26 protein-coding genes are annotated in these 25284 nt (G+C 64.5%); 12 read left to right on the forward strand and 14 right to left on the reverse strand.

The features are described from left to right. Nucleotides 1–140: 140 nt before the first annotated feature. Genes EDF46_RS13230 through EDF46_RS13245 form a run of 4 tightly spaced genes read left to right on the forward strand, consistent with a single transcriptional unit; the run spans nucleotide 141 to nucleotide 4695 of the window. On the forward strand, nucleotides 141–1280 hold the full coding sequence (locus tag EDF46_RS13230) for a glutathione-independent formaldehyde dehydrogenase (RefSeq protein ID WP_123506777.1): 1140 nt from the start codon (nucleotides 141–143) through the stop codon (nucleotides 1278–1280). After that, nucleotides 1277–1615, forward strand: a complete 339-nt coding sequence (locus EDF46_RS13235) for a DUF3140 domain-containing protein (protein WP_123506778.1) — start codon at nucleotides 1277–1279, stop codon at nucleotides 1613–1615. The genes EDF46_RS13230 and EDF46_RS13235 overlap by 4 nt, the downstream gene beginning before the upstream one ends. Nucleotides 1616–1648: 33 nt before the next feature. After that, entirely contained in the window at nucleotides 1649–2869 is a 1221-nt protein-coding gene (locus tag EDF46_RS13240; RefSeq protein WP_123506779.1) for an alcohol dehydrogenase catalytic domain-containing protein, read from the forward strand. Then, nucleotides 2869–4695 carry a thiamine pyrophosphate-requiring protein gene (locus tag EDF46_RS13245; RefSeq protein WP_233580031.1) on the forward strand — a complete coding sequence of 609 codons (1827 nt, stop codon included), beginning with the start codon at nucleotides 2869–2871 and terminating at the stop codon, nucleotides 4693–4695. Before EDF46_RS13240 ends, EDF46_RS13245 begins: the two co-directional genes overlap by 1 nt. Nucleotides 4696–4721: 26 nt before the next feature. On the opposite strand, the gene EDF46_RS13250 is transcribed toward EDF46_RS13245, so the two are convergent. The 4 genes from EDF46_RS13250 to EDF46_RS18735 all read right to left on the reverse strand — a co-directional run bounded on the left by EDF46_RS13250 (nucleotide 4722) and on the right by EDF46_RS18735 (nucleotide 7547). After that, nucleotides 4722–4883, reverse strand: a complete 162-nt coding sequence (locus EDF46_RS13250) for a hypothetical protein (protein WP_233580032.1) — start codon at nucleotides 4881–4883, stop codon at nucleotides 4722–4724. Between the two features lie 137 nt (nucleotides 4884–5020). Continuing rightward, a complete protein-coding gene (locus EDF46_RS13255) occupies nucleotides 5021–5623 on the reverse strand; it encodes a recombinase family protein (RefSeq protein ID WP_123506780.1) in 603 nt (200 codons plus the stop codon). A 219-nt stretch (nucleotides 5624–5842) separates the two neighbouring features. Further along, complete coding sequence (locus EDF46_RS13260) at nucleotides 5843–6472, reverse strand: DUF1345 domain-containing protein (protein ID WP_123506781.1); 630 nt, start codon at nucleotides 6470–6472, stop codon at nucleotides 5843–5845. A 64-nt stretch (nucleotides 6473–6536) separates the two neighbouring features. Continuing rightward, nucleotides 6537–7547, reverse strand: a complete 1011-nt coding sequence (locus EDF46_RS18735; RefSeq protein WP_233580033.1) for a response regulator transcription factor — start codon at nucleotides 7545–7547, stop codon at nucleotides 6537–6539. A gap of 231 nt (nucleotides 7548–7778) precedes the next feature. Between EDF46_RS18735 and EDF46_RS13270 the strand changes: the two genes are divergently transcribed. The 3 genes from EDF46_RS13270 to EDF46_RS13280 are packed head-to-tail and all read left to right on the forward strand — an operon-like array spanning nucleotide 7779 to nucleotide 10563. Beyond that, nucleotides 7779–8930, forward strand: coding sequence for a glutathione-independent formaldehyde dehydrogenase (locus EDF46_RS13270; protein WP_123506783.1), 1152 nt, complete (start codon nucleotides 7779–7781; stop codon nucleotides 8928–8930). Nucleotides 8931–8932: 2 nt separating this feature from the next. After that, nucleotides 8933–9397, forward strand: coding sequence for a hypothetical protein (locus tag EDF46_RS13275; protein ID WP_123506784.1), 465 nt, complete (start codon nucleotides 8933–8935; stop codon nucleotides 9395–9397). 35 nt (nucleotides 9398–9432) lie between these two features. Then, nucleotides 9433–10563, forward strand: coding sequence for a zinc-dependent alcohol dehydrogenase (locus tag EDF46_RS13280; protein WP_233580034.1), 1131 nt, complete (start codon nucleotides 9433–9435; stop codon nucleotides 10561–10563). Nucleotides 10564–11117: 554 nt separating this feature from the next. Here the strand turns inward: EDF46_RS13280 and EDF46_RS13285 are convergent. Then, nucleotides 11118–12362 (reverse strand): GAF domain-containing protein, encoded by a 1245-nt coding sequence (locus EDF46_RS13285; RefSeq protein WP_158614250.1) that lies wholly within the window; start codon nucleotides 12360–12362, stop codon nucleotides 11118–11120. A 208-nt stretch (nucleotides 12363–12570) separates the two neighbouring features. On the opposite strand from EDF46_RS13285, the gene EDF46_RS13290 reads away from it, so the two are divergent. Next, a complete protein-coding gene (locus EDF46_RS13290; protein ID WP_123506787.1) occupies nucleotides 12571–13599 on the forward strand; it encodes an AraC family transcriptional regulator in 1029 nt (342 codons plus the stop codon). A 769-nt stretch (nucleotides 13600–14368) separates the two neighbouring features. On the opposite strand, the gene EDF46_RS13295 is transcribed toward EDF46_RS13290, so the two are convergent. Next, entirely contained in the window at nucleotides 14369–15058 is a 690-nt protein-coding gene (locus EDF46_RS13295) for a DUF1345 domain-containing protein (RefSeq protein ID WP_123506788.1), read from the reverse strand. A 55-nt stretch (nucleotides 15059–15113) separates the two neighbouring features. Further along, entirely contained in the window at nucleotides 15114–17564 is a 2451-nt protein-coding gene (locus EDF46_RS13300) for a phosphoketolase (RefSeq protein WP_255410964.1), read from the reverse strand. Nucleotides 17565–17996: 432 nt separating this feature from the next. Here EDF46_RS13300 and EDF46_RS13305 point away from each other — a divergent pair, with 432 nt between their 5' ends. After that, nucleotides 17997–18302: a hypothetical protein gene (locus EDF46_RS13305; RefSeq protein WP_123506790.1), complete on the forward strand. Its 306-nt coding sequence runs from the start codon at nucleotides 17997–17999 to the stop codon at nucleotides 18300–18302. A gap of 12 nt (nucleotides 18303–18314) precedes the next feature. Here the strand turns inward: EDF46_RS13305 and EDF46_RS13310 are convergent, their stop codons facing one another. Then, on the reverse strand, nucleotides 18315–18527 hold the full coding sequence (locus EDF46_RS13310; protein ID WP_123506791.1) for a hypothetical protein: 213 nt from the start codon (nucleotides 18525–18527) through the stop codon (nucleotides 18315–18317). After that, complete coding sequence (locus EDF46_RS13315) at nucleotides 18524–18847, reverse strand: ATP-dependent DNA ligase (RefSeq protein WP_123506792.1); 324 nt, start codon at nucleotides 18845–18847, stop codon at nucleotides 18524–18526. The genes EDF46_RS13310 and EDF46_RS13315 overlap by 4 nt, the downstream gene beginning before the upstream one ends. A gap of 288 nt (nucleotides 18848–19135) precedes the next feature. Here EDF46_RS13315 and EDF46_RS13320 point away from each other — a divergent pair, with 288 nt between their 5' ends. Then, complete coding sequence (locus tag EDF46_RS13320) at nucleotides 19136–20161, forward strand: NAD-dependent epimerase/dehydratase family protein (protein ID WP_123506793.1); 1026 nt, start codon at nucleotides 19136–19138, stop codon at nucleotides 20159–20161. 111 nt (nucleotides 20162–20272) lie between these two features. Here the strand turns inward: EDF46_RS13320 and EDF46_RS13325 are convergent, their stop codons facing one another. Continuing rightward, nucleotides 20273–20440, reverse strand: coding sequence for a hypothetical protein (locus tag EDF46_RS13325; protein ID WP_123506794.1), 168 nt, complete (start codon nucleotides 20438–20440; stop codon nucleotides 20273–20275). Between the two features lie 27 nt (nucleotides 20441–20467). Continuing rightward, nucleotides 20468–21349: a manganese catalase family protein gene (locus EDF46_RS13330; protein ID WP_123506795.1), complete on the reverse strand. Its 882-nt coding sequence runs from the start codon at nucleotides 21347–21349 to the stop codon at nucleotides 20468–20470. 135 nt (nucleotides 21350–21484) lie between these two features. Here EDF46_RS13330 and EDF46_RS13335 point away from each other — a divergent pair, with 135 nt between their 5' ends. Then, on the forward strand, nucleotides 21485–22474 hold the full coding sequence (locus EDF46_RS13335) for an NAD(P)-dependent oxidoreductase (RefSeq protein WP_123506796.1): 990 nt from the start codon (nucleotides 21485–21487) through the stop codon (nucleotides 22472–22474). Between the two features lie 13 nt (nucleotides 22475–22487). Here EDF46_RS13335 and EDF46_RS13340 read toward each other — a convergent pair whose 3' ends face one another. The 3 genes from EDF46_RS13340 to EDF46_RS13350 all read right to left on the reverse strand — a co-directional run bounded on the left by EDF46_RS13340 (nucleotide 22488) and on the right by EDF46_RS13350 (nucleotide 24003). Further along, complete coding sequence (locus EDF46_RS13340; RefSeq protein ID WP_123506797.1) at nucleotides 22488–22694, reverse strand: hypothetical protein; 207 nt, start codon at nucleotides 22692–22694, stop codon at nucleotides 22488–22490. Nucleotides 22695–22882: 188 nt separating this feature from the next. Next, on the reverse strand, nucleotides 22883–23338 hold the full coding sequence (locus tag EDF46_RS13345; protein WP_123506798.1) for a DUF1810 domain-containing protein: 456 nt from the start codon (nucleotides 23336–23338) through the stop codon (nucleotides 22883–22885). After that, the gene (locus tag EDF46_RS13350; RefSeq protein WP_233580035.1) at nucleotides 23335–24003 is read right to left on the reverse strand and encodes an HAD family hydrolase; all 669 of its coding nucleotides are present in this window, start codon (nucleotides 24001–24003) and stop codon (nucleotides 23335–23337) included. Before EDF46_RS13350 ends, EDF46_RS13345 begins: the two co-directional genes overlap by 4 nt. Before the next feature lie 562 nt (nucleotides 24004–24565). Between EDF46_RS13350 and EDF46_RS18035 the strand changes: the two genes are divergently transcribed. After that, nucleotides 24566–24754, forward strand: a complete 189-nt coding sequence (locus EDF46_RS18035) for a hypothetical protein (RefSeq protein WP_148061217.1) — start codon at nucleotides 24566–24568, stop codon at nucleotides 24752–24754. The last annotated feature ends 530 nt before the right edge of the window (nucleotides 24755–25284 follow it).

Raw genomic sequence — 25284 nt, forward strand, 5'->3', positions numbered from 1 at the left:
GAACAGGGGTAGACCGGCCCGCCCGAAGGCCCTCGCTCGACGTGTACCCCACTTGAAGGAGCCTCTCGCTAAGGCCGCCTACCGTCCCCGTCATCGGTGACCTGAGGATCAGGTCGCCCCGACTCGAGGAGCACATCCGCGTGAAGGCACTCATCTATCACGGCCCGAAAAACGTCAGCGTCGACGAGGTCGAGGACGCCAAGATCGAACACCCCGACGACATCCTGGTGAAGGTCACCGCCACGAACATTTGCGGTTCCGACCTGCACATGTACGAGGGCCGCACCGACTACGAAGAGGGCCGTGCGTTCGGCCATGAGAACCTCGGCGAGATCGTCGAGGTCGGCGCCGGCGTTTCGAAGCTGTCCGTTGGCGAACGTGTCGTCCTGCCGTTCAATGTGGCGTGCGGCCACTGCAAGAATTGCGAGAAGGGCATGACGAGCTACTGCCTCACCATGCAGCCCGAGCCCGCCTACGCGGGCGCCGCCTTCGGATTCGCTGACATGGGTCCGTACCAGGGCGGCCAAGCCGAGCTGCTCCGGGTGCCTTTCGGCGACTTCAACGCTCTCCGCCTCGGGGAGGACTCGGTCGAGAAGGAGAATGACTACGTCATGCTCTCCGACATCTTCCCCACGGGCTGGCACTGCGCCGAGCTGGCGCAGGTCGCTCCCGGCGACACCGTCGTCATCTACGGCGCCGGCCCGGTCGGTCTCATGGCAGCCCTCAGCTGCACGATCAAGGGCGCCGCGCGCATCTTCGTCGTCGACCATGTCGCCGACCGGCTGAAGCTCGCCGAGTCAATCGGCGCGATCGCCGTGGACGACTCGAAGGTCGACCCGGTCCAGTACGTCCTCGACCAGACCCTCGGCCTCGGCGCGGACGCCGGACTCGAATGCGTCGGCTTCCAGGGCACCGGTACCGGCGGTAAAGAGGAGCCGAACCTCATCATGAACCGGCTCATTGCTTCGGTGCGTTTCACCGGGCACATCGGCGTCGTCGGCGTCTACGTGCCCGAGGACCCGAACGCGCAGGACGAGCTGGCGAAGAAGGGCCAGTTCGCTTTGGACTGGGGAATGCTGTGGTTCAAGGGCATCTCGATCGGCACCGGTCAGGCTCCGGTGAAGAAGTACAACCGGCAGCTGCGCGACCTCATCACCGCTGGCAAGGCGGAGCCGTCGTTCATCGTCAGCCACAACCTGCCCCTCGATCAGGCACCGGACGCGTACAAGCACTTCGACGCTCGCGACGACGGCTGGACGAAGGTCGTGCTGCACCCGTGACGAAGGACGACCACGAAGACACCCGCCACGAGTTCGGCCAGGCGGTGAACATGACCGCATCCGAAATCGAGGAGTGGCTCGGCACAGACGAGTCGAAAGGGGTCGGGCAGAAGACCGACGGTCACGAGTCGGTCGGGCACGAGAGCGGCCGCCACATCATCAGGATCCTGAAAAAGAAGCAGGCGGACCTGACCGACGCCGACTACGCCCACATGCGGAAGGTGATCGGCTACGTCGCCCGCCATTCCAAGCAACGCCCCGAAGGTGACATCAGCGAGACTCCGTGGAGGTACTCGCTGATGAACTGGGGCAACGACCCGCAGAAGAAGAAGTAGACCGGCGAAGCCGGCAGAACGAAGGAGTACCTCATGAAGGCAGTCGTCTGGCACGGAGTCGGCAATATCAGCCTCGACTCGGTCGCGGATCCTACGATCCAGGAGCCCACCGACGCGATCGTCGAGATCACGAGGAGCGCCATCTGCGGCACGGATCTCCACTTCATCCGCGGCACGATGGCTGGTATGAACGAGGGCACGATCCTCGGGCATGAGGCGGTCGGCGTTGTCCGCGAGGTCGGTTCGTCGGTGCGCGGCTTCACCGCGGGCGACAGGGTGATCATCAACTCGACCATCTCGTGCGGCGTCTGCCGGTACTGCCGCGTAGGGCAAACGGCCCAGTGCGACTTTGCAAACCCGAACGGCCCGTCGGCCGGCACCAGCTTCTTCGGTGGCCCCGCTGGCACCGGCCCGGTCAATGGCCTCCAAGCCGAGTTCGCCCGGGTGCCGTTCGCACAGAACACCCTCACGCCGATCCCCGATGGCGTCACCGACGATCAGGCCATCCTGCTGTCGGACATCTTCCCCACGTCGTGGTTCGGAGCGCAGCTCGCTGGCATCCGCCGAGGTGACACTGTCGCCGTTTACGGTGCGGGCATCGTCGGCCAGCTGGCCGTCGCCTCCGCGTTCCGACAGGGCGCCTCGCGCGTCTTCGCCGTCGACGGCATCCAGACCCGGCTCGCGGTCGCCCTCGGCCAGCATGCCGAGGTGGTCGACTTCAACGCCGAGGACCCGGTGGAGGCGATCATGGACGCCACGCGTGGCATGGGCGTCGACGCGGTCATCGACGCGGTAGGCGTCGACGCGCAGAGTCCGAAGTCGGGTCCGGCGGCCGAGGCTGCCGCCGAGCAGTCCGACGAGTTCGCGCGCGAGGTCGAGCAGGTGGCGCCCGAGCAGAACACCGACGGCGACAACTGGATCCCCGGTGACGCTCCGTCGCAGGCCGCGCAGTGGGCCGTCCAGACCGTTGCCAAGTACGGGCGCGTCGGCATCATCGGCGTGTACTCGCCTGACATGGCGAGCTACCCGATCGGGGCCGCCATGAACAAGAACCTGACAATCCGCATGGGCAACTGCGACCACCACTCCGTGACGCCGCCGCTGGTAGACCTCGTCGCCTCCGGCCTCTTCGACCCGACGGCGTTCATCACGCAGGACCTGCCGACGACTTCCGCGATCGACGCCTACGAGAACTTCGACCGGCGTGAGGAGGGCTGGCTGAAGACGGTCCTCGAAGTGAAGGCGGCGAGCTGATGGGAATGAACGTCAGCGAGTTCGTGATCAACCGGATCAAGGAGTGGGGTGTCAGCCGCGTCTTCGGGTTCCCCGGCGATGGCATTGGCGAGTTCGACGGGATGCTCGGCAAGGCCGACCGCGACGGCGAAGGCCTCGAGTACATTCGTCCGACGCACGAGGAGATCTCATCGCTGATGGCGGTGGCGCACGCGAAGTTCACCGGCGAAGTGGGTGTCTGCATCGCCACGTCGAGTCCGGGCGCGTTCCACATGCTGAACGGCCTCTACGACGCGCAGATGGACAACCAGCCGGTCGTCGCCATCGTCGGCCAGCAAGGTCTGGCGTCCCTCGGAACGTTCGTCCAGCAGGAATCGAACCTGGAGCGTGCCTTCCAGGACGTGGCCTGCTACGTCCAGACGATTACGACCCCCGACCAGGCGCAGGCCGTAGTCGACACCGCCTTCAGGACGGCCAAGTTGCGTCTTCAGCCCGCCGTCGTGATCCTCCCGCACGATGTCCAGGCGATGCCGTGGTCCGAACCCGAGCCGGCCAACTGGGTCTCGCGGTCGAGTGCCGTCGCCCCGTCGACGCGCATCGCTCCGCCGCTCGATGAGATCCGCAAGCTCGCGGACCTGATCAACGCCGGGTCGAAGGTCTCCTTCCTCGTCGGGCACGGCGCGACGGGAGCGACCGACGAGGTCATCGAGGCCGCCGAACTCGCAGGAGCGGGGATCATCACCTCGCTCCGGGGCAAAGCCGTCGTGCCCTCGGACGTCCCGCATCACACGCAGCAGCTGGGCCTCCTGGGATCGAAGCCGAGCCTGGATCAGATGAAGGGGTGCGACACCCTGATCCTGCTCGGCGCGAATTACCCGTACGGCCAGTTCCTGCCCGCCACCAGCCAGGCCCGCGCAGCCCAGGTCGACCTAAAACCCGAACAGCTCGGCATCCGGTACCCGACCGAGCTCAACCTCTGGGGCGACGTGAAGGCCGTCCTCACGGCGGTCATCCCGCTGCTGCAGCGCAAGGAGGACCGCTCCTGGCAGGACAAGGTCGCCAACGACATGGTGGCCTGGGAGAAGGAGATGCAGGATCAGGCGATGCTGTCGTACGACGACGGCGCTAATCCGCGCCGGGTGTTCCACGAGCTCAACGCCAGACTCCCCGAGAACGCGATCGTCACCTGCGATGCCGGCACCACGGCCGACTGGTACGGGCACCACATCCGGCTCCGCCGCGGAATGATGGGCGACATGTCTGGCCGCCTCGCGACGATGCTCGCCGCCATGCCGTATGCGACGGCGGCCAAATTCGCGTATCCGGAGCGGACGGTCGTGTGCACCATCGGCGACGGCGCCTTCCAGATGCTCGGCATGAACGAGCTGATCACCGTCAAGAAGTACCTGGCGAAATGGTCGAACAAGCAGTTGATCATCGCGATCATGCACAACGACGACCTCGGCCAGGTGTCGTGGGAGATGCGCACCGAAGACGGAAACCCGATGTGGCGCGGCTCGCAAGACGTCGAGACGATGGACTACGCCGCCTACGCCGAGCTACTCGGCTTCAAGGGCATCACCATCACTGACGACGATGACACCGCAGCGGCCTGGGACGCCGCCTTCGCCCACGACGGCGTCACCGTCATCGACGCCCGCGTCAGCCGGAATGTGCCGCCCCTGCCGCCGCACATCACCGCCGAGTACGCGATCAACACGGCCAAGTCACTCCTCAAGGGCGACCCGGTCGAGCTCGGTGTCGTGAAAGACTCTGCTAAAGCGATGGCTGCGGAGGGCGTCGATCGTGTGAAGGACGCCCTGCACCTCGGCCGCGAGACGGACTGATCGGGCCGACGTCACACAGATGCCTGCTATTTCAACAACGAGACGGCGCGGGCGATGACAAGGCCCAGCAGGATGAAGCCCGTGGCCGACTCCAGGGCCATGAGTGCCTTGGCGCGGATCGATAGCGGCATCGTGTCGGTCGGGCTGAAAGCCATCGAGTTGGTCAGCGAGAAGTAAAAGTAGCCCAAGTACGACGCTACCCAATCGGTCTTCTCCGATGACCGGGTCGCGACCTCCTTTACCGCACGGTGTGCTTCGTCGGTGAACCCGATTCGCCCGCAACTAGACCGTTAGTCGTCGCACGGTGGCCGTCTGTGGAAGTCACCTATGAGACTGTCGACGTCGCCATGCTTACGTTCCGGGCGGCGTGATCAGCTTGGTGCCGGTAGAGGGTCGGCCGGCTCCACCCGACGAGACTGGCAGCCTTCTCGGCCGTCTTTCCTTCGGCTCGCGCTACGGCCACGATCGCCAGCTTCTCCGCGACGACAGCGGGATCACTTTTGGGTCGGCCAAACTGCGTGCCAGCCTCTTGCGCCACGGCCACCCCTGCTCGGACACGTTCGACGATGAGCTCGCGCTCGTATTCGGCCAGGGTGGCGAGCATGTTGAGCATCAGCCGTCCCGTCGGGGTGGCTGGGTCGATGCCATCTGAGATCGACTGGACCTGGATGCCGCGGTCGCGAAGTCCTGAGACGGTGTTGAGAATGTCGAGGAGGGATCGGCCAAGGCGGTCGATGCGCCATACAACGAGAGTGTCGCCGTCAGTGGCGTGCTCGAGAAGTTTTTGCATTCCGGGGCGGTCGGCCGCGTTCTTCCGACACGACGAGACATCGAAAAAGATGTCCCGTTTCTCGACCCCTATGGAGAGGAGCGAGTCAATCTGAAGTTGCGAGTCCTCGTTGGTGGTGCTGAGGCGGGTGTCGCCGATAAGCCTCGTCTAGCCATCACGTCTCAGAAAACCATAGAAGCGGCTCGACACGACTAAAAGCTGCGAGGCAACATTCCGAGACAACAGCGTCGTTGATCATCGATGGGCTGGTGAGACGTCTTGAAAACCTTTAGTTTTCCGCGACAGCACATCGCTAGCAATGGATCTCGAAGGGAGTCGACGTGTCGCTGTGTCCTGTCGGTTCATATTGCGGAGGTCTCACGCGCCTTGGGTGAGGCTCGTTATGAGGTTGATGGCGACTGCCACGACAAACGTTCCGTAGAAATACGACAGGAGCGCGTGGCCCATGGCGACGCGTCGCGTGGGGGTCGACGACTGGGTGATGCTGCTCGCGCTATACGCCATGCCAATCGAGAACGCCATGAAGGCGAAGTCGCTGTAAGACGGCTCCTCGTCTTGGTCGAAGTCGAAACGGTGACGGTTGTCGATGTAGTACATGCGTCCGTATTTGAGGGCGTACACGGTGTTGATCAGTGCCCAGGCGGCCATGACGCCGGCGACGGCGAGGATCGCGGCCGCGGAGCCGACGGGATCCTTCTGCTGGCTTCGGAGAAGTGCGAAGACCACCAGGACGAGGCTGAAGAACGTCGCGGCGATGATGAGGGAGTCGACGAGCTTGCGGGACTCGTCCTCATGAAGCGCAAGCGAGCGGGTCCGCTCTGGGTCGGCGGGCCACGCCTGTGACCACACCCAGACTAGGAAGACCGTCGACGCGATGACCCAGCCCAGGAGCGGGGCCAGGTCGGGCAGGCCGAGGAGGGCTACGACTGCCGCGCCCACCAGACCGGCGATTGCTCCGCTAGCTGCTTTCACGGAGAGGTGGGACATGGCATCGCCCTTCGGATGAGGCTCGCTCCCGGTGTCTGGCAGGGCACCTGCCGATCCGCGGCGCTCACGAGCGCCGCGCCCTCGTGATCGGGATGTAGAGTCCGGCTCGCTCGGCGCGCACGGCTGCGAGCGTCCGCGACGTCGCGTCCAGTTTGACGAGGATGTGCTCGACGTGAGCGGCGACGGTCCGCGAGGTGATGGCCAGCGCGCGGGCGATCTCGGCATTGGAGCATCCTTCGATGACATGACCCAGCACCTCGAGCTCCCGCGGCGTTAAGCCGCGCAGGCGTGGGGCAGGAGAGAGCACGACGAGTCCGGAGATTACTTTTCCGAGGCGCATCTCGCAGCCCAGGACCGTCACTCGCTCGTAGCGGATGGGGTCCTGTCGGTCTCCCCTCGGCCACAGGAACGAGGCGAAGCGGGAGCCCTCGCCGAGGGTGTCCCGCGCAGCAGCGACGAGTGCGGATTCGGCCGTGAGGAGCTTGTCGCCGGGCAGACCCGGAAGGGCCGAGAGGTTGCCGGCTGGAAAGAGGACGACGCCTGCTCTGGCTCCTCCGACGAAAGCCGCGGACGCCGCAAGCGACCGGACGGGATCGATGGCGGAGGTGATCGTCGGCAGCAGTCGTGCGAGGTCCTGCCGGAGAGTCTGCGAGGGCGGCTCGGGGCTCTCGAACAGGATGGTCATGAAGCCGACGTGTCGCCCCCCGTTCTCGAAGAGCGCGACAGACAGGGTCTCGCGGAAGCCCGCTGGGAGCAGGCACTCCGCCCACGTCTGCAAGTCCTTCGACCTGTACGGCAGGTCCGAGAGGCTCGTGGGCGGCCGCTCCGAGGCGGCGCCCGTCATCTCGATGTCGCGCGCCATCCGGGGGCCGCTCAGGTACCGGACGATCTTGTCGTCGAGGTCGAAGCTCGCAAGCGACGTGTACCCGGTGCCACCCGGCTCGGCCAGAGCGATCCACGCACCGTCGAAGGGGACGTTGTAGTGCAGCTCGTCGAGCAGCACTCGAGCCTGCTGATCGACGAGGCCAGCGCCGGCGGCTCTCTCGGCGAGCTCGAGTGGGGGAGTGCTGGTCACGGGAGTCGACCCCCATTGAACTGTCGGCAGCAAACATAGGAGGGAGTGTTCGGTCATTCGTCGCCTCCGGCTTATCACAGGAGTCGGATCTCGGCGGGCCCTTTGCCAATGTCCGTATTGGCAGGTCTGCCGATGGTGCCTGTGCGCCGAGGAGCGTCACATGGAGGTGTCGCGTGGTCGACCGGCCGGCGGCACGTTCTGGGACATGTCCCGCACGGAAGGAAGACCATCATGAGAGCAGTCGTCTACGAGGGCCCGAATAAGGTCACGGTCAGTGAGGTCCCGGATGCGCGGATCGAGCGACCGACGGACGTGCTGGTGCGAGTCACGACCACGAACATCTGCGGGTCCGACCTGCACATGTACGAGGGCCGCACTAGTTTCGAGACAGGACGGTGGTTCGGGCACGAGAACATGGGCGAGGTCGTCGAGGTGGGCGGCGGCGTCGACAAGATCGAAGTGGGGGATCACGTCGTCCTGCCGTTCAATGTGGCGTGCGGGCACTGCAAGAACTGCGAGCGGGGACTCACGAACTACTGCCTCACCGCCCAGCCCGTCCCGGAGTGGGCAGGCGCGGCCTACGGATTCGCCGACATGGGGCCGTGGGCGGGCGGGCAGGCCGAGCTGCTCCGGGTGCCCTGGGCCGACTTCAACTGCCTCCGACTGGGAGAGGACGCCGAGGAGAGGTCGAGCGACTACGTGATGCTGGCCGACATCTTCCCGACCGGCTACCACGCGACGGAGATGGCAGGAGTGCGACCGGGAGACCAGACCGTCATCTACGGCGCCGGCCCCGTGGGTCTCATGGCTGCCTTGTCGGCCACCATCAAGGGCGCCAGCAAGGTCATGGTCGTGGACCGCCAGCCAGATCGTCTTCGACTGGCCGAGTCCATCGGTGCCATCGCCATCGACGACTCGAAAGTCGATCCGGTCGAGGCCGTCCTCGAGCAGACGATGGGGCTCGGGGCCGACAACGGGTGCGAGTGCGTCGGCTATCAGGCGCACGATCCGGGCGGAGACGAGCAGCCGAACCTCACGCTCAACCGGCTCGTCCAGTCCGTGCGATTCACTGGACGGATCGGTACCGTCGGCGTGTTCGTGCCCCAGGATCCGGGGGGCGCCGACGAGCTCGCCAAGCAAGGGCAGGTCGCCTTCGACATGGGACTCCACTGGTTCAAGGGCCAGACCATGGGCACGGGACAGGCGCCGGTCAAGAAGTACAACCGCCAGCTGCGCGACCTGATCGCTGCAGGCAAGGCGACTCCGTCGTTCATCGTCAGTCACGAGCTGCCACTCGATCAAGCACCGGAGGCCTACAAGCACTTCGACAAGCGCGAAGACGGCTGGACCAAGGTCGTCCTCAAGCCCGGAAAGGCGGCCTGATCATGGCGATTAAGGCAGCTGTCGCAGCCGGAGTCGGCGCCGCCGGAGTCGCGGCGGGCCTCGTCGCGCGCACCCTCGTGAAGAAGGAGCGCGAGTCGGACGGGGACGGCGCGCACCCCGAGGGCTGGAAGGCCGTCACGATCCTGGGCGAGGCAGGGGACTTCTCGAGCGGCCGGTATCCCGAGCCGCTGCAGCGGTTGGCGGACTCGCTCGAGATCCGAGTCGAACGTGCCCCAGGCGACAAGGGATTCGAGGTCCACGCCCGAATCCGGGAGGGAATCGATCTCACCGCGGACGGCGATCCTGCGAAGGCGCTCCGGGAGGCACTGCGCGACGCCAAGCAGCTCGTCGAGACCGGCGAGATCCTGAGGGCGACACCGAGGCCGCACGGCGATCGACCGAGCACGCTGCTCGGAGGCGCCGTCGACAAGGCGGAAGACGATGCGAAGGGCGAGGGTGTGCTGTGAAGGCTCTGTGCTGGACCGGCGTGAACGAACTGTCGGTGGAGAACGTCGATGATCCCGGGATCCTCAATGCGCAGGATGCCATCGTCAAGGTGACGCTGAGCACGACCTGCGGCTCGGACCTCCACCTCCTCGGCGGATACGTCCCGACCATGCGAGCAGGAGACGTGCTCGGCCACGAGTTCATCGGAGAGGTCGTCGAGGTCGGCTCGGCCGTGGCCAAGCACAAGGTCGGTGACCGCGTGGTCGTCTGCTCATTCATCAGCTGCGGGAACTGCTGGTACTGCCGCAACGAGCTTTACTCGCTTTGCGACAATGGCAACCCGAATGCAGGCATCCCCGAGTCGCTCTGGGGCCAGGCGCCCGGCGGCTGCTACGGCTACTCCCACGCGCTCGGGGGGTGGGCCGGCAGTCATGCCGATTACATCCGCGTGCCGTACGCCGACCAGGGGGCGTTCCCTGTTCCCGATGGGGTCAGTGACGAGAGAGCGCTCTTCGCCTCTGACGCGGCCCCTACCGGGTGGATGGGAGCGGATCTCGGCGGCGTCCGACCCGGAGACACCGTCGCTGTCTGGGGGGCCGGTGGCGTCGGACAGATGGCAGCCCGCGCCTCGCTTCTGCTCGGTGCCGAGCGGGTGATCGTGATCGATCGCTTCCAGGAGCGGCTGACTCAGGTTGAGCAGGTCATCGGCGCCGAGACCATGAACTACGAGACCAGCGAGGTGAACGCCGAGCTGCGCGAACTGACAGGTGGGCGCGGTCCTGACGTGTGTATCGAGGCGGTCGGGATGGAAGCCCACCGCGACGGTCCCGACTTCGCCTACGACCAGCTGAAGCAGCAGCTGCGCTTGCAGACCGACAGGCCGACGGCCGTCCGCGAGGCGGTCTTCGCTGCGCGGAAGGGCGGCAGTGTCTTTGTGCTGGGCGTGTTCGGCGGTTTCGTGGACAAGTTCCCCCTCGGCGCTGTCATGAACAAGGGCCTCACTCTCCGGTCCGCGCAGCAGCACGGGCAAAGGTACATCCCGATGCTCCTCGAGCGCATGGCGAGAGACGAGCTCGTCACCGAGCACCTGGCCACGCACGTCATGCCTCTGGAAGACGGGCCCGGTGGGTACGCGATGTTTAAGGAGAAGACCGACGGGTGCGTGCGAGCAGTCTTCCGCCCCTGACCACCCAGCTTCGCCCCGTTCCCTCGCATCTGCAGGAGCAGGGACCGGCTCCGCAGCTTCCTCGTCCCTCCCGCGAAATCATCGAACAACGATCTATCGCGGGAGGGGGCTCCATGGCAGCCACACGCCGATTGCAGATTTGTGGAACGCCAAACCGGAATTGTTATGGATCGATCGGGACGTCTCGTAAATCTTTAGATGTCCGAGACTTCTCCTGGCCCCCCCGAAACTCGAAGCTCAGTATTCTCAAGCAGGCAGTCACGACCGTTTGGGCGACGACACCCGCTCAGCCTCGAGTCGGTGGGGTGGCCGTTCCGAAAAGTATTTCGCCATGAGCTCGTGAAAACCAGACAGTTGGTGTGGTTGGGCCTGCCTGCCGTGCATCGTCACTGTCCAGGTTGGTCGAGCGTTCCGGGTTCGACCCCCGAGCGTCCACGCCATACGTCGGGTGGTCACAGTCCCTCATCGTTCACGGGCTTTGCGACAGTTCGGACTGAACCGCGGTAAGTCGATGCTCACGCTGCGACATACGCGCCAGAACGTGGACTGACCTATTAGACGGCCTGAATGCCTTGGGCTGAAGTGGGATGTGCCAGTTGGTAGGTGATCATGAGCGCGAGTTCTCGCAAGTACGTCGTCTCGAGGCTGGAGGCGTCTCTGGGCTTGCCGTCGAAGATGCAGAGAGCGCCGATGGGGGTGCCGTCGGGTGCGCTGACCGGGTAGCCGGCATAGAAGCGAATCTCGGTGTCGAAGCTGATCCGGGAATCCTTCCACGCGTCCTCCACCACAAACGCTCCGATGGATCGGATTGTTGTTGCGCAGAACGATTCCTCGATCGGAACCTCGGTGGAAACAGAGCCGATTATGGCTTTGTTCCATTGGCGAGTGTCGGTGATAAGAGAAAACACAGCTCCTTCCGTGCCGAAGAGGTCACGTGCCCGGCGAACGATCGAGGTGTAGCGAGCTTCCGGGGAACTGTCGATGATGGCGAGGCCTTCGAGTGCCGCGAGCCGCCTGCGAAGCGCGAGAGGGCCCGTCAGCTTCTTCCGGTCCGGGTCGTCGGGCGTCGGGTCGTCGTGTGCCGTGTCGAGAAGAGGAACGAGGTGCCGGGCCACGGTCACCGCCCATGCCTTGTACACGGCCGGGCTCTTGAAACGCAGCCGGTCGACAGCGTCGAGAGCGCTCTCGGGGACGGCTGGTGCAGGGAGGTAGCGCAGTCGGTCCTGCCCGAGGAGAGCAGCCTCGGTGACCTTGTTCAGGCTCTCGGCCCACTGATCGACGAGGCCGTTTTCCTTCGTCCGCGTGATGTTGATCGAACTCGCCGGCTGGATTCCCACGACGGTGATCGTTGTTGTTGGCGGTGAGGTCTCGAGGAGGGCAGACGTGAGCTGGTCGACGCGTTCCCGCCACACGCCGGGCGGCATGAGTTGAAAGGCGTCTCCGACACCGGTCAGCACGACCACGGCGTCATAGACGTTGAGGTCGTGCCCTTCGAAAGACGCCAGCGCATCGGTGATCGACATTCCGGGGGTGGCGACGACGTCCACGTCGGCGCCGAGGCCCGTCCGGAGCGCTAGCTCCCGGGCGAGTTGGCCGGGCAAGGCCAGAGCGTGCAGGCGTACTCCCCATGAGATGGCGTACTCGTTTCCCACGACCAGGATCCGGTGGCCGATCGGAGCGGGAACTCTCGCCGAGGGCAAATCGTCGGGTCGCGCCACCAAGCCGGCTCGCGACGACAGAAACCGGTACTTTTTGCGCATCACGTTGCGGACGGCAGGAACGAGGCTGGTGCTGATCATGGGGTCTCCGGTGGTGAATTGCGACGATGACGCCACAGTCGCCGCGACGTGATGGACCTCAGCCCACCGTCTCGTCACCTAGCTGTGGCGGACTCTCACGCTAAGAAGGGCAGGGGTCAATGCACTATCCGCATCCTGCACCGGCGAAGCCGTATGGTGCCGAATGCGATGACCGTCGTGGCTCCACCGACCTGAGTAGAATCCATCCATGAGAGCAAGCACAGAGATGTTTGCCGACCACAGGATCGTTTCGGCCCACGGCATCGACGAGTCACGAGAGGCCCTCAAAAGCGTCTACCTTCCCGTGGAGTTCCCATCCGCCGGGGCGGCCTCCACCGTCGGCCTGCATCTGAACGCGCTGCCTGTCGGGCGAGTCACCGTCGGGTTCATGAGCTTCCAAGACGCCGTCCGGATCCACACGGCAGAACCCGAGAACTACCACATCGACATTCCCACCCAGTCACGAACCGTCATGGGCGCCGTCCACGGCCCACAAGTGTACGGAACAGAGAAGGCGGCCGGTGTCTTCATGCCGGGCCGCCCCGTCGAATTGGACTGCGACCAAGGCTTTGCTCAAGTCGCCCTCATGATTCCGCGCGGAGAAATCCAGCGGCAGACAGAACAGTTACTCGACGTGCACGATCTCCCTCCTCTCGTATTCGAGACGGAACTGAGCCTCGAGACGGCCGGTGGCCAGACGCTCCTTCAGACGCTTCGGCTCATCGACGGCGCCTCCCGACGAACCCGCGGCCTGTTGTCCCATCCACTGTCTGTGCACCACCTGGAACAAGTCCTTCTCGACGTCCTCCTTTTCTCACAACCCCACAACTATTTCGACGCCTTGCATGCGCCGGTGCCGAGCTCGGGTCACAGAGACGTGGCCCGCGCGGTCGAGCTGCTCCAGAACGACCCGGCCCGCTCGTGGACGATCAACGAGCTCGCGCACGAGGCGGCGACGAGCGCGCGAAGCCTTCACCTGGCCTTCCGCAACAGTCTCGACACCACGCCGATGAGATACCTGCAGCGGATCCGACTGGAGAGAGCTCGCGAGGACCTCCTCAGCGCGCCTTCGGGCACTGTCACGATCACCGGCGTGGCGAACAAGTGGGGCTTCGTGCACCTCGGGCGATTCGCCGCCGCGTACTCACGGCGATTCTCTGAACTACCCTCGGACACGATCCGCCTCACGGCAACGACAATGGCGAGCGAACCGCATACACCCTCTGATTCGGACTGATCGGCCCCGCTTCCAGTCCGATGTGAAGGATCATTAGATGACGCAGTCGACGGTTGACTATCGTGCAAATTCAACCGACGACAAGGGCTGCAAGCCGGTTCTTGTCGACCCAGTTTAAGTCTGAGGGAGCAGGGTCGGCATTGGTCGCTTTACAAATCGGTGAGACGTCTCGCAAATCAATAGTTTTGCAAGACGCTCCACCTGGTGCCCGGTTGTGCCGGACCAGCTGAACGTGCTCGGCATAGTTCGGTGATGTCCAAAACCCGGTGCGACGCCTACCTAACCCGCGTGCCGCAGACCGGTCTTCACCCCGAGTTCGGTGATGCTCGACTATGTCAAGACCCATCTGAGTTGCGGGCGTCCTCCCTTGTCGCTGTGCGTGTCAACCAGCGCTCGAGTACCCGCCCAACGCTGCTCGTGACTAAAAGGCTAATTGCGCAGCCTTCCTCATCGCGGATAGTAAGCACCGCCTTATCGCTCCAGGCACGCCCGAGCTCGCCAAGACTCCAGGTGGTGTCTCTGTCTACACGGATCGTGTTCGTCTCGCCGTGCACCCCCGACGGCAGGTGCGCTAGAAGGGACGTTCCGAAGTCGCAGACTTCGTAGGGGCTACCTCTCCACGTCCACGTGATGCAGTTCCGCATGTTCATCCGTGGAAGATATTGGACGCGTGGCGCCACGGCAAGGGAGCTTCTCCTTAGTGCTATCGCCTTTTTCCCTGTTCGAAATTACCTATCATAACCTTCAACTTCTCGGGTCCAGTCCCCTGCTACTTCAACAACGAGACGGCCCGGGCGATGACGAGCCCGAGCAGGATGAAGCCCGTGGCCGATTCGAGCGCCATCAGCGCCTTGGCGCGGATCGACAGCGGCATCGTGTCGGTCGGGCTGAAGGCCATCGAGTTGGTCAACGAGAAGTAGAAGTAGTCGAAGTACGACGCGACCCATCCGGTCTTCTCCGACGACTGGGTTGCGACCTCCTTGACGGCGTCGGCATCTTCGTCTTGCGGAAACCGGAAGTCGGCGTCGGGCATGCTCTCTCGGCCGGCGTGACGTCTCGTGACTGGTCCGCCACGGTCGAGTTCCCAGTAGACGAGGGCGTAGGCGATGATCCCGGTCAACCACACCTGGAGCGCTGCCAGGAGCAGGCGCGGCCCGTCATCGGACGTCGACGTCACCAGCTGCGTGACGAGCTGGGCGAAGGCGACGAGGTTCGCCGCGACGAGAAGGAAGGCGATTCCGCTGGAGACGTACTTCGACCATCGTGTCTCGCGATGCATTCGGGCCGGGTTGAGGGCGATCAGGGGAATCATGGCGACGACGCCGACGGCGACGACGCTGAAGCGCAGCGGTGGCCAGAACGTGCTCGGGAGGGTCGCGTAAAGCGCCAATGCGACAAGGAGGGCAGCAATGGCCGGTAGGCGGTGCTCGGAGCGCTCGCTCTGAGGGGAGCTCGACATCGTCAACGACCTGTAGCTGCGGACGCGAGGTCGTCGAGGCTCTCGACGGTCTTCTTCATGAGGACTCTCCGAAGCGCCATCCGGTGACGTCGGGGTGGTCCTCACCGTGTTCATACGCGTAGGCGCGCGCTTCCACCCGCAGCCGCTCGAACTCGGCCGCGGCGTCCGGGTGCCGCGATGACAGTCCCGGCACGTACTTCAGGACATCGAGCACGAGCTTGTACCGGTCGATGTCATTGAGCATCGCCATGTCGAACGGCGTCGTCGTGGTGCCCTTCTCCTGAAACCCCCGCACGTGGATGTTGTCGTGCCCGTGCCGCCGGTAGGTGAGCTGGTGCACGAGCGACGGATAGCCGTGGAAGTCGAACACCACGGGCCGGTCAGTGGTGAACAGCGCGTCGAACTGGTCGTCCGTGAAGCCGTGGGGGTGCTCGCGCTGGTCTTGCAGCTTCATCAGGTCGACGACGTTGACCACCCGCACGGCGACCTCGGGGAAGCTCTCGCGGATCAGGTCGGCGGCCGCGACGGTCTCGAGGGTCGGCACGTCGCCGGCGCAGGCGAGGACCACGTCGGGGAGGGGATCGTCGCGATCGGTCGAGCCGGGAGTTCCTGCCCATTCCCAGATGCCGGCGCCGAGCCGCACGTGTTCTTCGGCCTCGTTCATGCTGAGCCACGCCGGCTGCTCCTGCTTGCCGGCGACGACGACCTGCACGGTGTCGACGTCGCGGAGCGCCTTGTCCATGACCGCGAGGAGGGTGTTGGCGTCGGGTGCGAGGGAGATCCTGACCAGGTGCGCCTGCTTGTTGACGACGACGTCGAGAAACCCAGGATCCTGGTGCGAGAAGCCGTTGTGGTCCTGGCGCCAGACATGCGACGACAGTAGGTAGACGAACGACGAGATAGGGCGGCGCCACTCGATGTCCCTCGTCGCCTCGAGCCATTTCGCGTGCTGGTTGAACATCGAGTCGACGATGTGCACGAATGCCTCGTACGTGTTCAGCAGCCCGTGCCTGCCGGTGAGAAGGTACCCCTCGAGCATTCCCTGCAAGAGGTGCTCGCTCAGCACCTCGGTGACTCGGCCGGCGCGCGCCTGGTGCTCGTCCGTGTCGAGGATCTCGGCGCCCCACTGCCGGTCGGTGACGTCGAAGACGGCGTCCAGCTTGTTCGACACCGTCTCATCGGGGCCGAACAGCCGAAAGGTCGACGGGTTGTCGCGCATGACATCGGCGAGCCAGGCACCGAAGCCCTTCGTCGCCGACGCGCTCATCGTGCGGGAGCCGCCGGTGTCGATGCCGTGGGCCCGGAAGTCCGCCAGTCGCAGATCGGTGCGGATCCTCCCGCCGTTCGCGATGGGAGTCGCGCTCATGCGGGCGTCGCCGTGCGGCTTGATCGCCGACAGCGATTCGTCGGGGACGCCGTCGTCCCCGAACAGCGCCTGCGGGTCGTACGACTTCATCCAGTCCTCGAGCTGCCGCAGGTGGTCCGGATTTTCCCTCACCTCGGCGAGTGGCACCTGATGCGCTCGCCAGGTGTTCTCGACCGGCTTGCCATCAACCTCCTTCGGCCCGGTCCAGCCCTTCGGCGTGCGGAGGATGATCATGGGCCAGCGAACGGGCGCAGGAACTCCGGGTCCGCCGTCGGCACCGCCCCGTGCGGCGGACTGGATCCCGTCGATCAGCCGTAGCGCCTCGTCGACGGCGGCGGCCATGCGCTCGTGCACCGGCGCGGCCTCCTCGCCGTCGTATCCGCCCGACACCACGAAAGGCTCGTAGCCGTAGCCGCGGAAGAGCGCGAGCAGGTCGTCTTCCGGGATGCGCGCGAGGATGGTGGGGTTGGCGATCTTGTAGCCGTTGAGGTTCAGGATCGGCAGCACCGCCCCGTCGTGCTCCGGATCGAGCAGCTTGCCCGCATGCCAGCTCGTCGCGAGCGGCCCCGTCTCGGCCTCGCCGTCGCCGACCACGCAGGCAGCGATGAGGTCGGGGTTGTCGAGAACGGCGCCGTAGGCGTGCGACAGCGAGTAGCCGAGCTCACCGCCCTCGTTGATCGAGCCCGGCACGTTCGGGGCGTCGTGCGACGGGATCCCGCCGGGGAAGGAGAACTGACGGAACAGCTTCTGCATCCCGGCCTTGTCGCGCGTCACGTCGGGTACGAGTTCCGAGTACGTGCCGTCGAGCCACGCGTTGGCGACCATCGCCGGGCCGCCGTGGCCGGGACCGCATACGTAGATCATCTGCCGCTTGTCACGAACGATCACCCGGTTCAGGTGCGCATAGACGAAGTTCAGCGCCGGGGAGGTTCCCCAGTGGCCGAGGAGACGCGGCTTGATGCGCTCGGGTGCGAGCGGTTCGTGAAGCAGCGGATCGTCCATGAGGTAGATCTGGCCGACGGTCAGGTAGTTGGCGGCGCGCCACCAGGCGTCAACGGCTTCCAGGTGATCGGTTGTCGTCATGCGTCTACTCTGCCCCTGCGTATACGTGACCGACCAAGACTCGGGATGGACGAGCATTCGCGCCGGTCTGAGAATACGAGGACGCACTAAACGCTCGGCTGATGGTGGCGCGTCCGCTAGAAAGATTCGTTGCTCTCATCATCGTTGAAGAATATGTCCGGACGGGACGCCAAAATGTCTAGCCCTTTGACCTGCTTCGAGAGCCGTTTTACCGTTTTCTCGCCAAGAGAAGTCGACCCGATTCCGATTTCTTCACGGCGGGGTGCGACCTGGTCCCTACGCCTGTTCGCCGGTGAACGCCCTCCCGCATGCGTGACGCGGTCGAGGGAGTTCACAATCCCTCATGGATCGGTCTGTTGTGGACACCCATATCGATTCTGGAGAATCAACCCCCTCGACCCCGGCAAAGTCGCCCCGTAGCGTCGAACTCGTTGCACGTTGATTTCTGCTCCGCCGTTCCCAGCCCCTGGACCGCGGCCTTGACCGACGATGACCGGCAGCAGCCACAAGGGGCAGGCACTCATGTTGAGAACGAAGTTGCGCATCGACGGCCAGGTATTTCTCCTACAGGAGACGATCGATGTCCCTCAGTTGAAGCGAGACATTATGGCGGCCATGCAGACCGGGGCAGCATTCGTGAACTTCGACACTCACTCCCACGGGCTGGTGTCAGTCCTCATGACCCAGCAGATCCCGGTCCGGTTCGAGTCAGTGGAGAAGTCCGAAGACGAGGTCGATGACTGGGTCGCGACGCCTCCCACCTTCGACTTCGAGGGCTACAACCTCGAGCACTGACCCGAGGCCCAGTCAGCCGTTCAAGGTGATGGCGGCGACACTGATCTGGGTGTGGGCGTTGATCAGCAGGTCGACGGCCTTCACGGTCCCCTCGCCTTCATTGACGGTCAGCCAGAATGGTTCTCCTGACGTGGACGCGGCCAAGATTCGGGCTTTGAATCTGGCGGGGTCGTCGGCGGCGACGCTGTACGGGTGGCCGTCGTAGATGATGTCGAGGCGGATCATGAGGTAGCGGCCCCGTTCTGAGGGGCCTGCGGTTCTGGGACGATATGCAGCCCGGCGTTGGTGTTGGCGGACATCTCGAGAGCATGGATCCATGCGGGGTTGATGGCCGGGGTCTTGGACCCGTAGTACTTGTAGACCAGTGGAATAGAAGGGTGCAACCAGATGGATGTACGACCGTCGCCGATGGACTGATCGTCTTTCCAAGAGAAATGGAACGCTTCTCCGCGACGAAGCTTGATGCTGATGACAATCTGCAGATGCGCAAGGGTCCGGTCGTCGAAGTCGACGCTCAATGCCCGGTCGTACGCGAACTTGCCCATACTCTCACCCCACGATGCTGGGCGACGCGCAGCCCCAGTGACCGGGCATCGCAGCCCGGACCGCTGCGCGTACAGGGATCAGGGATAGCTGACAATATCGCGCCCAGCGCCACTACCCCGAATGTGAGCGCCCCAATAGTCAGAAGTCTGTCGGGGCAGCGGTCCCCGCACGCCGGACAGCATGGGCGTTCCGGTGACGGTCGAGCTCGGCCGGCTCCAGCCGACCGTGCATCCGTTCGGCCGCCTCGCCTGGTCGTTGCAGAGTGGGGCGCGCGTAGCGTCAAAGGCATGCGCATTGTGGTCATCGGAGCAACCGGGAACGTCGGATCAGCGATCCTGACGCGCCTCCACCAGCAACCAGGTGTCGATCTCGTCGGCATCGCCCGGCGGCGCCCCGATGACACCGTCCCGCCCTACGCGAACGTCCAGTGGCATGCCCTCGACATCGGGGACGACGACTCGGCCTCACGATTGATCGACGTGTTCGATGGTGCCGACGCCGTCATCTGCGTCGCGTGGGCGCTCCAGCCAACTCACGACCAGGCAGCGATGATGCGCACGAGCGTCACGGGGACCCAGCACGTCATGGAGGCCGTCGCGGCCGCGGGAGTCCCGCAGCTCGTCTATGCCTCTTCGGTGGGCACGTACGCGGCGTCGTCGAAGAAGCATCGGAGGGACGAGTCGTGGCCGGTGTGGGGGATCCGGGAGTCCAGCTACTCCCAGCAGAAGGCCCTGAACGAGTACGCCCTCGACGTGTACGAAAAAGCGCACCCTGACATTGTCGTGACCAGGCTTCGCCCGGGGTTGGTCATGCAGCAGGCCGCGGCCAGCGAGATCCTCGGATTGTTCGCCGGTTTCTGGGTTCCGACCCGGTGGCTCAAGACCATCAGGATCCCGTTCCTGCCGCTGTCGCCGCGCTTCGTCGCGCAGGTCGTGCACGCGTCGGACCTCGCTGACGCTTTCTGGCGTGCGATCGACCGTCGCGCCGGCGGCGCGTTCAACATCGCGACGGAGCCCGTCGTCACGCCGAACCTTGTCGCGTCGGTGCTGGGCACGCGGGCAGTCCCCTTCCCGTATCGGGTGATCCGTGCCGCCGTGACGATTGCGTGGCGGCTGCGGTTTCTGCCGGTGGATGCCGGCTGGGTCGACATCGCCGCAAAGGTCCCGGTCATGAATACCGACCGAGCCCGCACCGTTCTGGGTTGGGAACCGAAAGTGTCAGCCGATACGGCGCTTGCCGCTCTCATTACAGGTCTTGCCGAGAGGTCCAACGTGCCCGCATCCGACCCACTTCGGGGCCGGCCCTCCCGCTAAGACAGCAATCAACGGAAGGCGGCGGCGTTTCGTCGGCGAGGCAATGGGCCGGGTCGATGAGACACCCTGGTGTTCCGCCGGCATGGAACAAGCCGGCGGAACACTAGTGGGTCAGGAGCTGAATCGACGAGCAGCAGCCATGATCGTCGCCGCTACGGTCTGCACAGGATCGTTGCGATACAGGGCTGTCGACAGCTCGGTCTGCAGCTGCTGGTTCTGCTCTGCCGTGAGGCCGGGCACCGAGATCGAGTCCGTCTCGGTGTCGTAGGTGATCTTCATTCAGGTGCTCCTCGATTCAGGTCCTGGTTACTTCTTGGAGAGCTTGTCCTTGACCGCGCCGGCGGCCTTCTCGACGACGTTCGGCACCGGGGTGGTGCCATAGAAGCGCTCGTCGGGAATCGTCGGCTTCGGGAACGGGACACCCTTGCTAGGCGCCTCTTCGTAACTGAACTCACCGCGACCGTCAGGCGTCGGCCCACTGGCCCACGATCCGTCCTTGGCCGCGGCGCCATCGGAGAAGTTGATGAATTTGTACTCCTCGGCCTGCATCTCTTTCGAAAGCGGGAAGTTCGACGGGATCGGGAGCACTTCGATCTTCTCGGCCTGCAGCTCCTTGGCCGCGGCCTCCCACTGGTTCTGGTGGCCGGTGTCGCGAGCGAGCAGGAACGAGAGCATGTCGCGGACACCGTGGTCGTCCGTCATGTTGAAGATCCGGGCGACCTGAATGCGGCCCTGCATCTCCGCGTTCGCGTTAGCGATGACATCGGCGAGCAGGTTGCCGGACGAGGTGATGTAGCTGCCCGACCAGGGGTTGCCGTTGGAGTCGACTGGACGGACGCCTGCGCCGGCGACGATGGCGGCCTGAATGTCGGTGCCGCCGACGACGGCCGCGAGTACCGGGTCGGCCTTCATGGCCGCTTCCGACTGCTCGACGGGTGCGGACTCGAGCAGCTGGGCGATCATCGTCGCGATCATCTCGACGTGCCCGAACTCCTCGGCACCGATTCCGAAGAGGAGGTCGCGGTACTTGCCGGGAAGGTGACTGTTCCAGGCCTGGAAGCCATACTGCATCGCGACGGTGATCTCGCCATACTGGCCGCCGAGGATCTCCTGCATGCGCTTGGCGTAGACCGGGTCCGGCTTGGAGGGGCTGGCTTTGAACTGCAATTCCTGCTTGTGGAAAAACATGGGTTCCTTCCGAATCGAGACCGACCGCGAGCCCAGATGCTGCGGTTCTGTGTCGTATCGTGCACGGTAGACAGCAGGTGGATGACCAGTTCGGGGTTGACTTCCGACCTCGGACAATGAAGAGGGTGACGTCAGATGGAGCGCATAGGAGTGCTCGGAGTAGGTCGGATGGGGCTGCCCATCGCCTCCAGGCTCGCCGTAGCGGGATTCGACGTCATAGCCTTCGATGCGGACCCGTCCGCGGTGACACGTGCCCGCGAAACGGGGATTTCTACCGCGAGTTCCGGCCGAGACCTCGCAAGGACCAGCACGGTGCTGATCACAATTTTGCCCGGACCCCAGGAGCTCCGCTCCGCGATGCTCGGCGCAGACGGAGCCCTTACCGAACTGCGTCCGGAACCGTGCTGGCTTGATCTGACGAGCAACGACCCCAGAGTGGCGTCCGAAGTCGCCGAAACTGCCGCGTCGGCCGGTGTGCATAGCGTCGGCTCGCCCATGGCAGGCAGCCCCGCTGACGCTGCGGCCGGCTCTCTCGGGTTCTTCGTCGCTGGTGCCCCTCTCGCGGTCGAGCGCACCATGCCGATCCTTTCAGTGCTCGGTCCCGCCGACAAAAGGCGGACACTTGGCAGCGACATCCGTGCCGGATTCACGACGAAGCTGATGGCCAACACACTGTGGTTCGGACAGGTCGTCGCAGTGACGGAGATGCTGCTCCTCGGCAAAGCCACGGGGATCGACGTTCGCACACTGGCCGATGCCCTGCAGGGCAGCGCAGGCGGCGGCTTCTTCATGACGCACCACCTGGAATCTCTCCTCGCAGGCGACTACCTCGACACTTTTGGTATCGACCGAGTCGTCGAGGAACTGGATACGATCAACGGCCTGGCCGAGGAATACCAGGTTCCGCACGATCTGAGCGGCCTCGTCGCACACATTCACCAGGAAGCATTGAATCGTTTCGGACCAGTTCCAGGTGAGTTGCTCGCAGCAAAACTCCTCGAAGAGCGTGGTCACACAACCCTGCGGGCAGGCTCAACTTCGAGTGAAGGAACCGGCGATACTTCGCCCCCCGGAACCGAGCACACGGGCGACGTCCGGCCGTCCGGGTCCGGTGACGCGAGCTGAAAAACAAGAATGCCTACGATGCGTCGGACATCACGTCCGGGGTCCGGTAGGTGCCATTTGAGATGGTGATCTGGCGTTCACGAAGCAGCTGGGTCAGAGCGTCTGCGAAGACATCGCAACTGACCCCGGGAAGCACCAGGCGGAGAGCATCGTTCATGTCTTTTGGGGAGAGCGGGCCGCGCCGGATGAGAGAGACCAGGGTCTTTTTCGTCGCGGCCACCGGGGGGCTTGTTCTGGGGGAAAGCAACTTCGGCATGATCGCTCCGTCGAGATCTGATGCGCTGAGAATAGACCGCCGGACCGCGCATGTCCACGAGCAAATTAGGTAGCTCGTGGTGGGCACTGAGGGCCATCCAAAACGATCGCACGTTGGGTAGTTCCCGTCTGCGCGTGCTCGGGCACCGACCGTCAGTTCCTGTGGAGAAGTGTGACTGTCGCTTCGTCCGGCACGCCGTGGAACCATCGATCGAGCACCTGGGTAAAGACGGCGTCGTCGGTGGCCTCCGCGAATAAGGTCATCGACGATCGCAGCTTGACCGCATCAGTGCCACCCAAGACGGCGTCCGCCGAAGCTCCGGGGGCGGTGAGCATGGTTTTCGCGCTCTCTCGCAGCCGAGCTCCGAGGACAGGATGCGCGGCGTATGCGCGCGCCTCTTCGAGGGAGCGGATCGCGAAGCGTCGCGCGGTGGCGCTGCGGCCGAGCCCAGCGACCTGCGGGTATACGAACCACATCCAGTGGGAGACCTTCCGGCCCCGGGAGATCTCCCCGAGCGCGACCGAGTAGGTCTGCCCATCGTTTTGAGCGTCGACGAACCGAGCAAGGTCGAACGGGTCAGCATCGGCCACGGAACTGTTCGCTGTCATTCGGGGGCATCGTCCTTCCAGAGCGTGGCCAGGATGCTGGTCTCCAGTGCGGCGAGTAGCGACGCGGCGTCATCGAACACCTCGATGGCCCCTGCCTGCCGCAAGAGGGCTTCGCCAGTGCCCCCGGACAGGAGGCCGACACCGCGGACGCCCGCCTTGGTTGCAGATCTCATGTCCCAGACGGAGTCGCCGACCATGATCGCGCCTGCCGCCTCCACCCCGCCCTTCTGCAGCGCCACCGAGATGATGTCCGGTTCCGGCTTGGCCTTCTCGACGTCCTCGGACGAGGTGACGGCGTACGTGTCCTCCTCGATATGGAGGATGTCCAAGATCCGGTCGAGCTCGTTCTGCGGGGCTGAGGTCGCCAGCACCACTCGGGTGCCGTGCGCTGCAATCGCCGCGACCAACGCGTCCGACTGATCAAGGACCTGCAACCTCGGAGCAAGCTCTCCGAGCCGTTCATCGTGAAGCTTCTTCGCCGCGTTCTGCACGGCTTCCGGCGCATCCCCCGCCAGGGTGTCCATCAAGACGCTGGAGTCCGCACCGATGACCTGCTGGATCCGCCAGGACGGCACGGTCAGACCCGCCGATGTGAATGCGTGGTCCCACGCCTCGACGTGAAGGAAGTTGGAGTCGACGAGGGTGCCGTCGAGATCGAATAGCACTGCAGTAGGACGAGTCACGACGGAATACCAATCAGAGACAGGAACACGGCAAGGGCTGGCACACGCCACCCTCGGGGATCCGTCCATGAAACGCCCCTTGGCATTTTCCGGCCGGGACGCAACAAGGGTTCTGCGCCGGTGTCCGGCACATCACCAGCGCCGCGAGAATCTGGTCCCAGACGAGAGATGCCTCGCGGTGATAGCGGGGGAACCAAGTCCCGTGGTTCCCCCGCTAGATATGGCGCGCAACCCGAATCGCGCGCCTGCCGATTTCCCGATCGGCATTTGATTAGACCCCCTAGCTACATAGCGGGGATGACGAAGCCATTGATTCTCATGTTTTTCCCAGGGTAAGGCGCTGCCCGATTTCGGGTCCGGGCAGCGCCCCGCGCTTCCGGTGTCGATACACCAAGAGGAAGCGCTGGCGGGGTTGGGATCGCCTCCAGGGACGATAGGACGGATCGCGCATGACTGGTCGAGGTTGCCACGTCACTCCCAGGCAGAACTGATCGGCCACGGCCGTGCCTTTCCTTGACGGTGCAACCCGAGCTACAAAGGAAAGGTGGAAGAGAAAGACTTTGAAGAAATTCCGCAGGCCCACCCACCACTGCTGAAATCCGACATCATCGGAGGCCGCCTCGAGAGCCTGGAAAAGCCCGACAAGACGGCAGCCCAGCCAGCTACGGATGCCGCAGTTCCCCTCTACTTTGATCCACCACCACGACTACCCAAACGGGACCCGAGGTCGTAGCCTCCGCACAAGGGATCGTTCAATCAGGGCTCTCGACCAAGTAGCCCTTTCTGCTCCTCGAGAGCGGCATCCCGAGCAAGTGCGCGTCGCCGGCTCGGAAAGTCGGCGGCGTTCGCCTGCCGATTTGCGTGCTCGGTGCAGACGCTTTCGCTTTCTGGACATGTCTGAATCGGCCACGTTTACCGACGTAAGTTCCTTGTCGTGCCCTGGGCACAGCGAGTGCCGTCGAGATCTGATTCCTTGGCGGCACTCGTCCGTTTGGACTAATACAGTTTCGAGTGTCAATGGCGTCCCTCAAACCCCCGACCCGGTGCCTTCCCCCAAGGCAGACCGGGCCGGGCCTTGTCGACACGGCGCCTCCCATGAGGGCGACCGCTCCAGTGACGAGCGTCAGCTACACAAGAGATGCCGCTTGCAGACGAAGCGAAAACTAGACAACACCTGCGTTCGCCGAGACTCTCGCGCGAGCCTGGAGTTCGCCTCCAATGCGATTGGCGTGCTTCGCGCACCTTGCCAGAGATGCCAGCGTG

It is taken from the genome of Frondihabitans sp. PhB188 (genome assembly GCF_003752365.1).
Taxonomy (GTDB): Bacteria; Actinomycetota; Actinomycetes; order Actinomycetales; family Microbacteriaceae; genus Frondihabitans.

What these genes read in the sequence shown, in the direction of transcription:
- EDF46_RS13285 (WP_158614250.1), bottom strand. Translation starts at nt 12,362, where the DNA reads ATGATCAGCACCAGCCTCGTTCCTGCCGTCCGCAACGTGATGCGCAAA.
- EDF46_RS13325 (WP_123506794.1), bottom strand. Translation starts at nt 20,440, where the DNA reads ATGAAGATCACCTACGACACCGAGACGGACTCGATCTCGGTGCCCGGC.
- EDF46_RS13345 (WP_123506798.1), bottom strand. Translation starts at nt 23,338, where the DNA reads ATGACAGCGAACAGTTCCGTGGCCGATGCTGACCCGTTCGACCTTGCT.
- EDF46_RS13245 (WP_233580031.1), top strand. Translation starts at nt 2,869, where the DNA reads ATGGGAATGAACGTCAGCGAGTTCGTGATCAACCGGATCAAGGAGTGG.
- EDF46_RS13295 (WP_123506788.1), bottom strand. Translation starts at nt 15,058, where the DNA reads ATGTCGAGCTCCCCTCAGAGCGAGCGCTCCGAGCACCGCCTACCGGCC.
- EDF46_RS13320 (WP_123506793.1), top strand. Translation starts at nt 19,136, where the DNA reads ATGCGCATTGTGGTCATCGGAGCAACCGGGAACGTCGGATCAGCGATC.
- EDF46_RS13260 (WP_123506781.1), bottom strand. Translation starts at nt 6,472, where the DNA reads ATGTCCCACCTCTCCGTGAAAGCAGCTAGCGGAGCAATCGCCGGTCTG.
- EDF46_RS13290 (WP_123506787.1), top strand. Translation starts at nt 12,571, where the DNA reads ATGAGAGCAAGCACAGAGATGTTTGCCGACCACAGGATCGTTTCGGCC.
- EDF46_RS13240 (WP_123506779.1), top strand. Translation starts at nt 1,649, where the DNA reads ATGAAGGCAGTCGTCTGGCACGGAGTCGGCAATATCAGCCTCGACTCG.
- EDF46_RS13335 (WP_123506796.1), top strand. Translation starts at nt 21,485, where the DNA reads ATGGAGCGCATAGGAGTGCTCGGAGTAGGTCGGATGGGGCTGCCCATC.
- EDF46_RS13275 (WP_123506784.1), top strand. Translation starts at nt 8,933, where the DNA reads ATGGCGATTAAGGCAGCTGTCGCAGCCGGAGTCGGCGCCGCCGGAGTC.
- EDF46_RS13310 (WP_123506791.1), bottom strand. Translation starts at nt 18,527, where the DNA reads ATGATCCGCCTCGACATCATCTACGACGGCCACCCGTACAGCGTCGCC.
- EDF46_RS13300 (WP_255410964.1), bottom strand. Translation starts at nt 17,564, where the DNA reads ATGCTCGTCCATCCCGAGTCTTGGTCGGTCACGTATACGCAGGGGCAG.
- EDF46_RS13305 (WP_123506790.1), top strand. Translation starts at nt 17,997, where the DNA reads ATGACCGGCAGCAGCCACAAGGGGCAGGCACTCATGTTGAGAACGAAG.
- EDF46_RS13270 (WP_123506783.1), top strand. Translation starts at nt 7,779, where the DNA reads ATGAGAGCAGTCGTCTACGAGGGCCCGAATAAGGTCACGGTCAGTGAG.
- EDF46_RS13315 (WP_123506792.1), bottom strand. Translation starts at nt 18,847, where the DNA reads ATGGGCAAGTTCGCGTACGACCGGGCATTGAGCGTCGACTTCGACGAC.
- EDF46_RS13330 (WP_123506795.1), bottom strand. Translation starts at nt 21,349, where the DNA reads ATGTTTTTCCACAAGCAGGAATTGCAGTTCAAAGCCAGCCCCTCCAAG.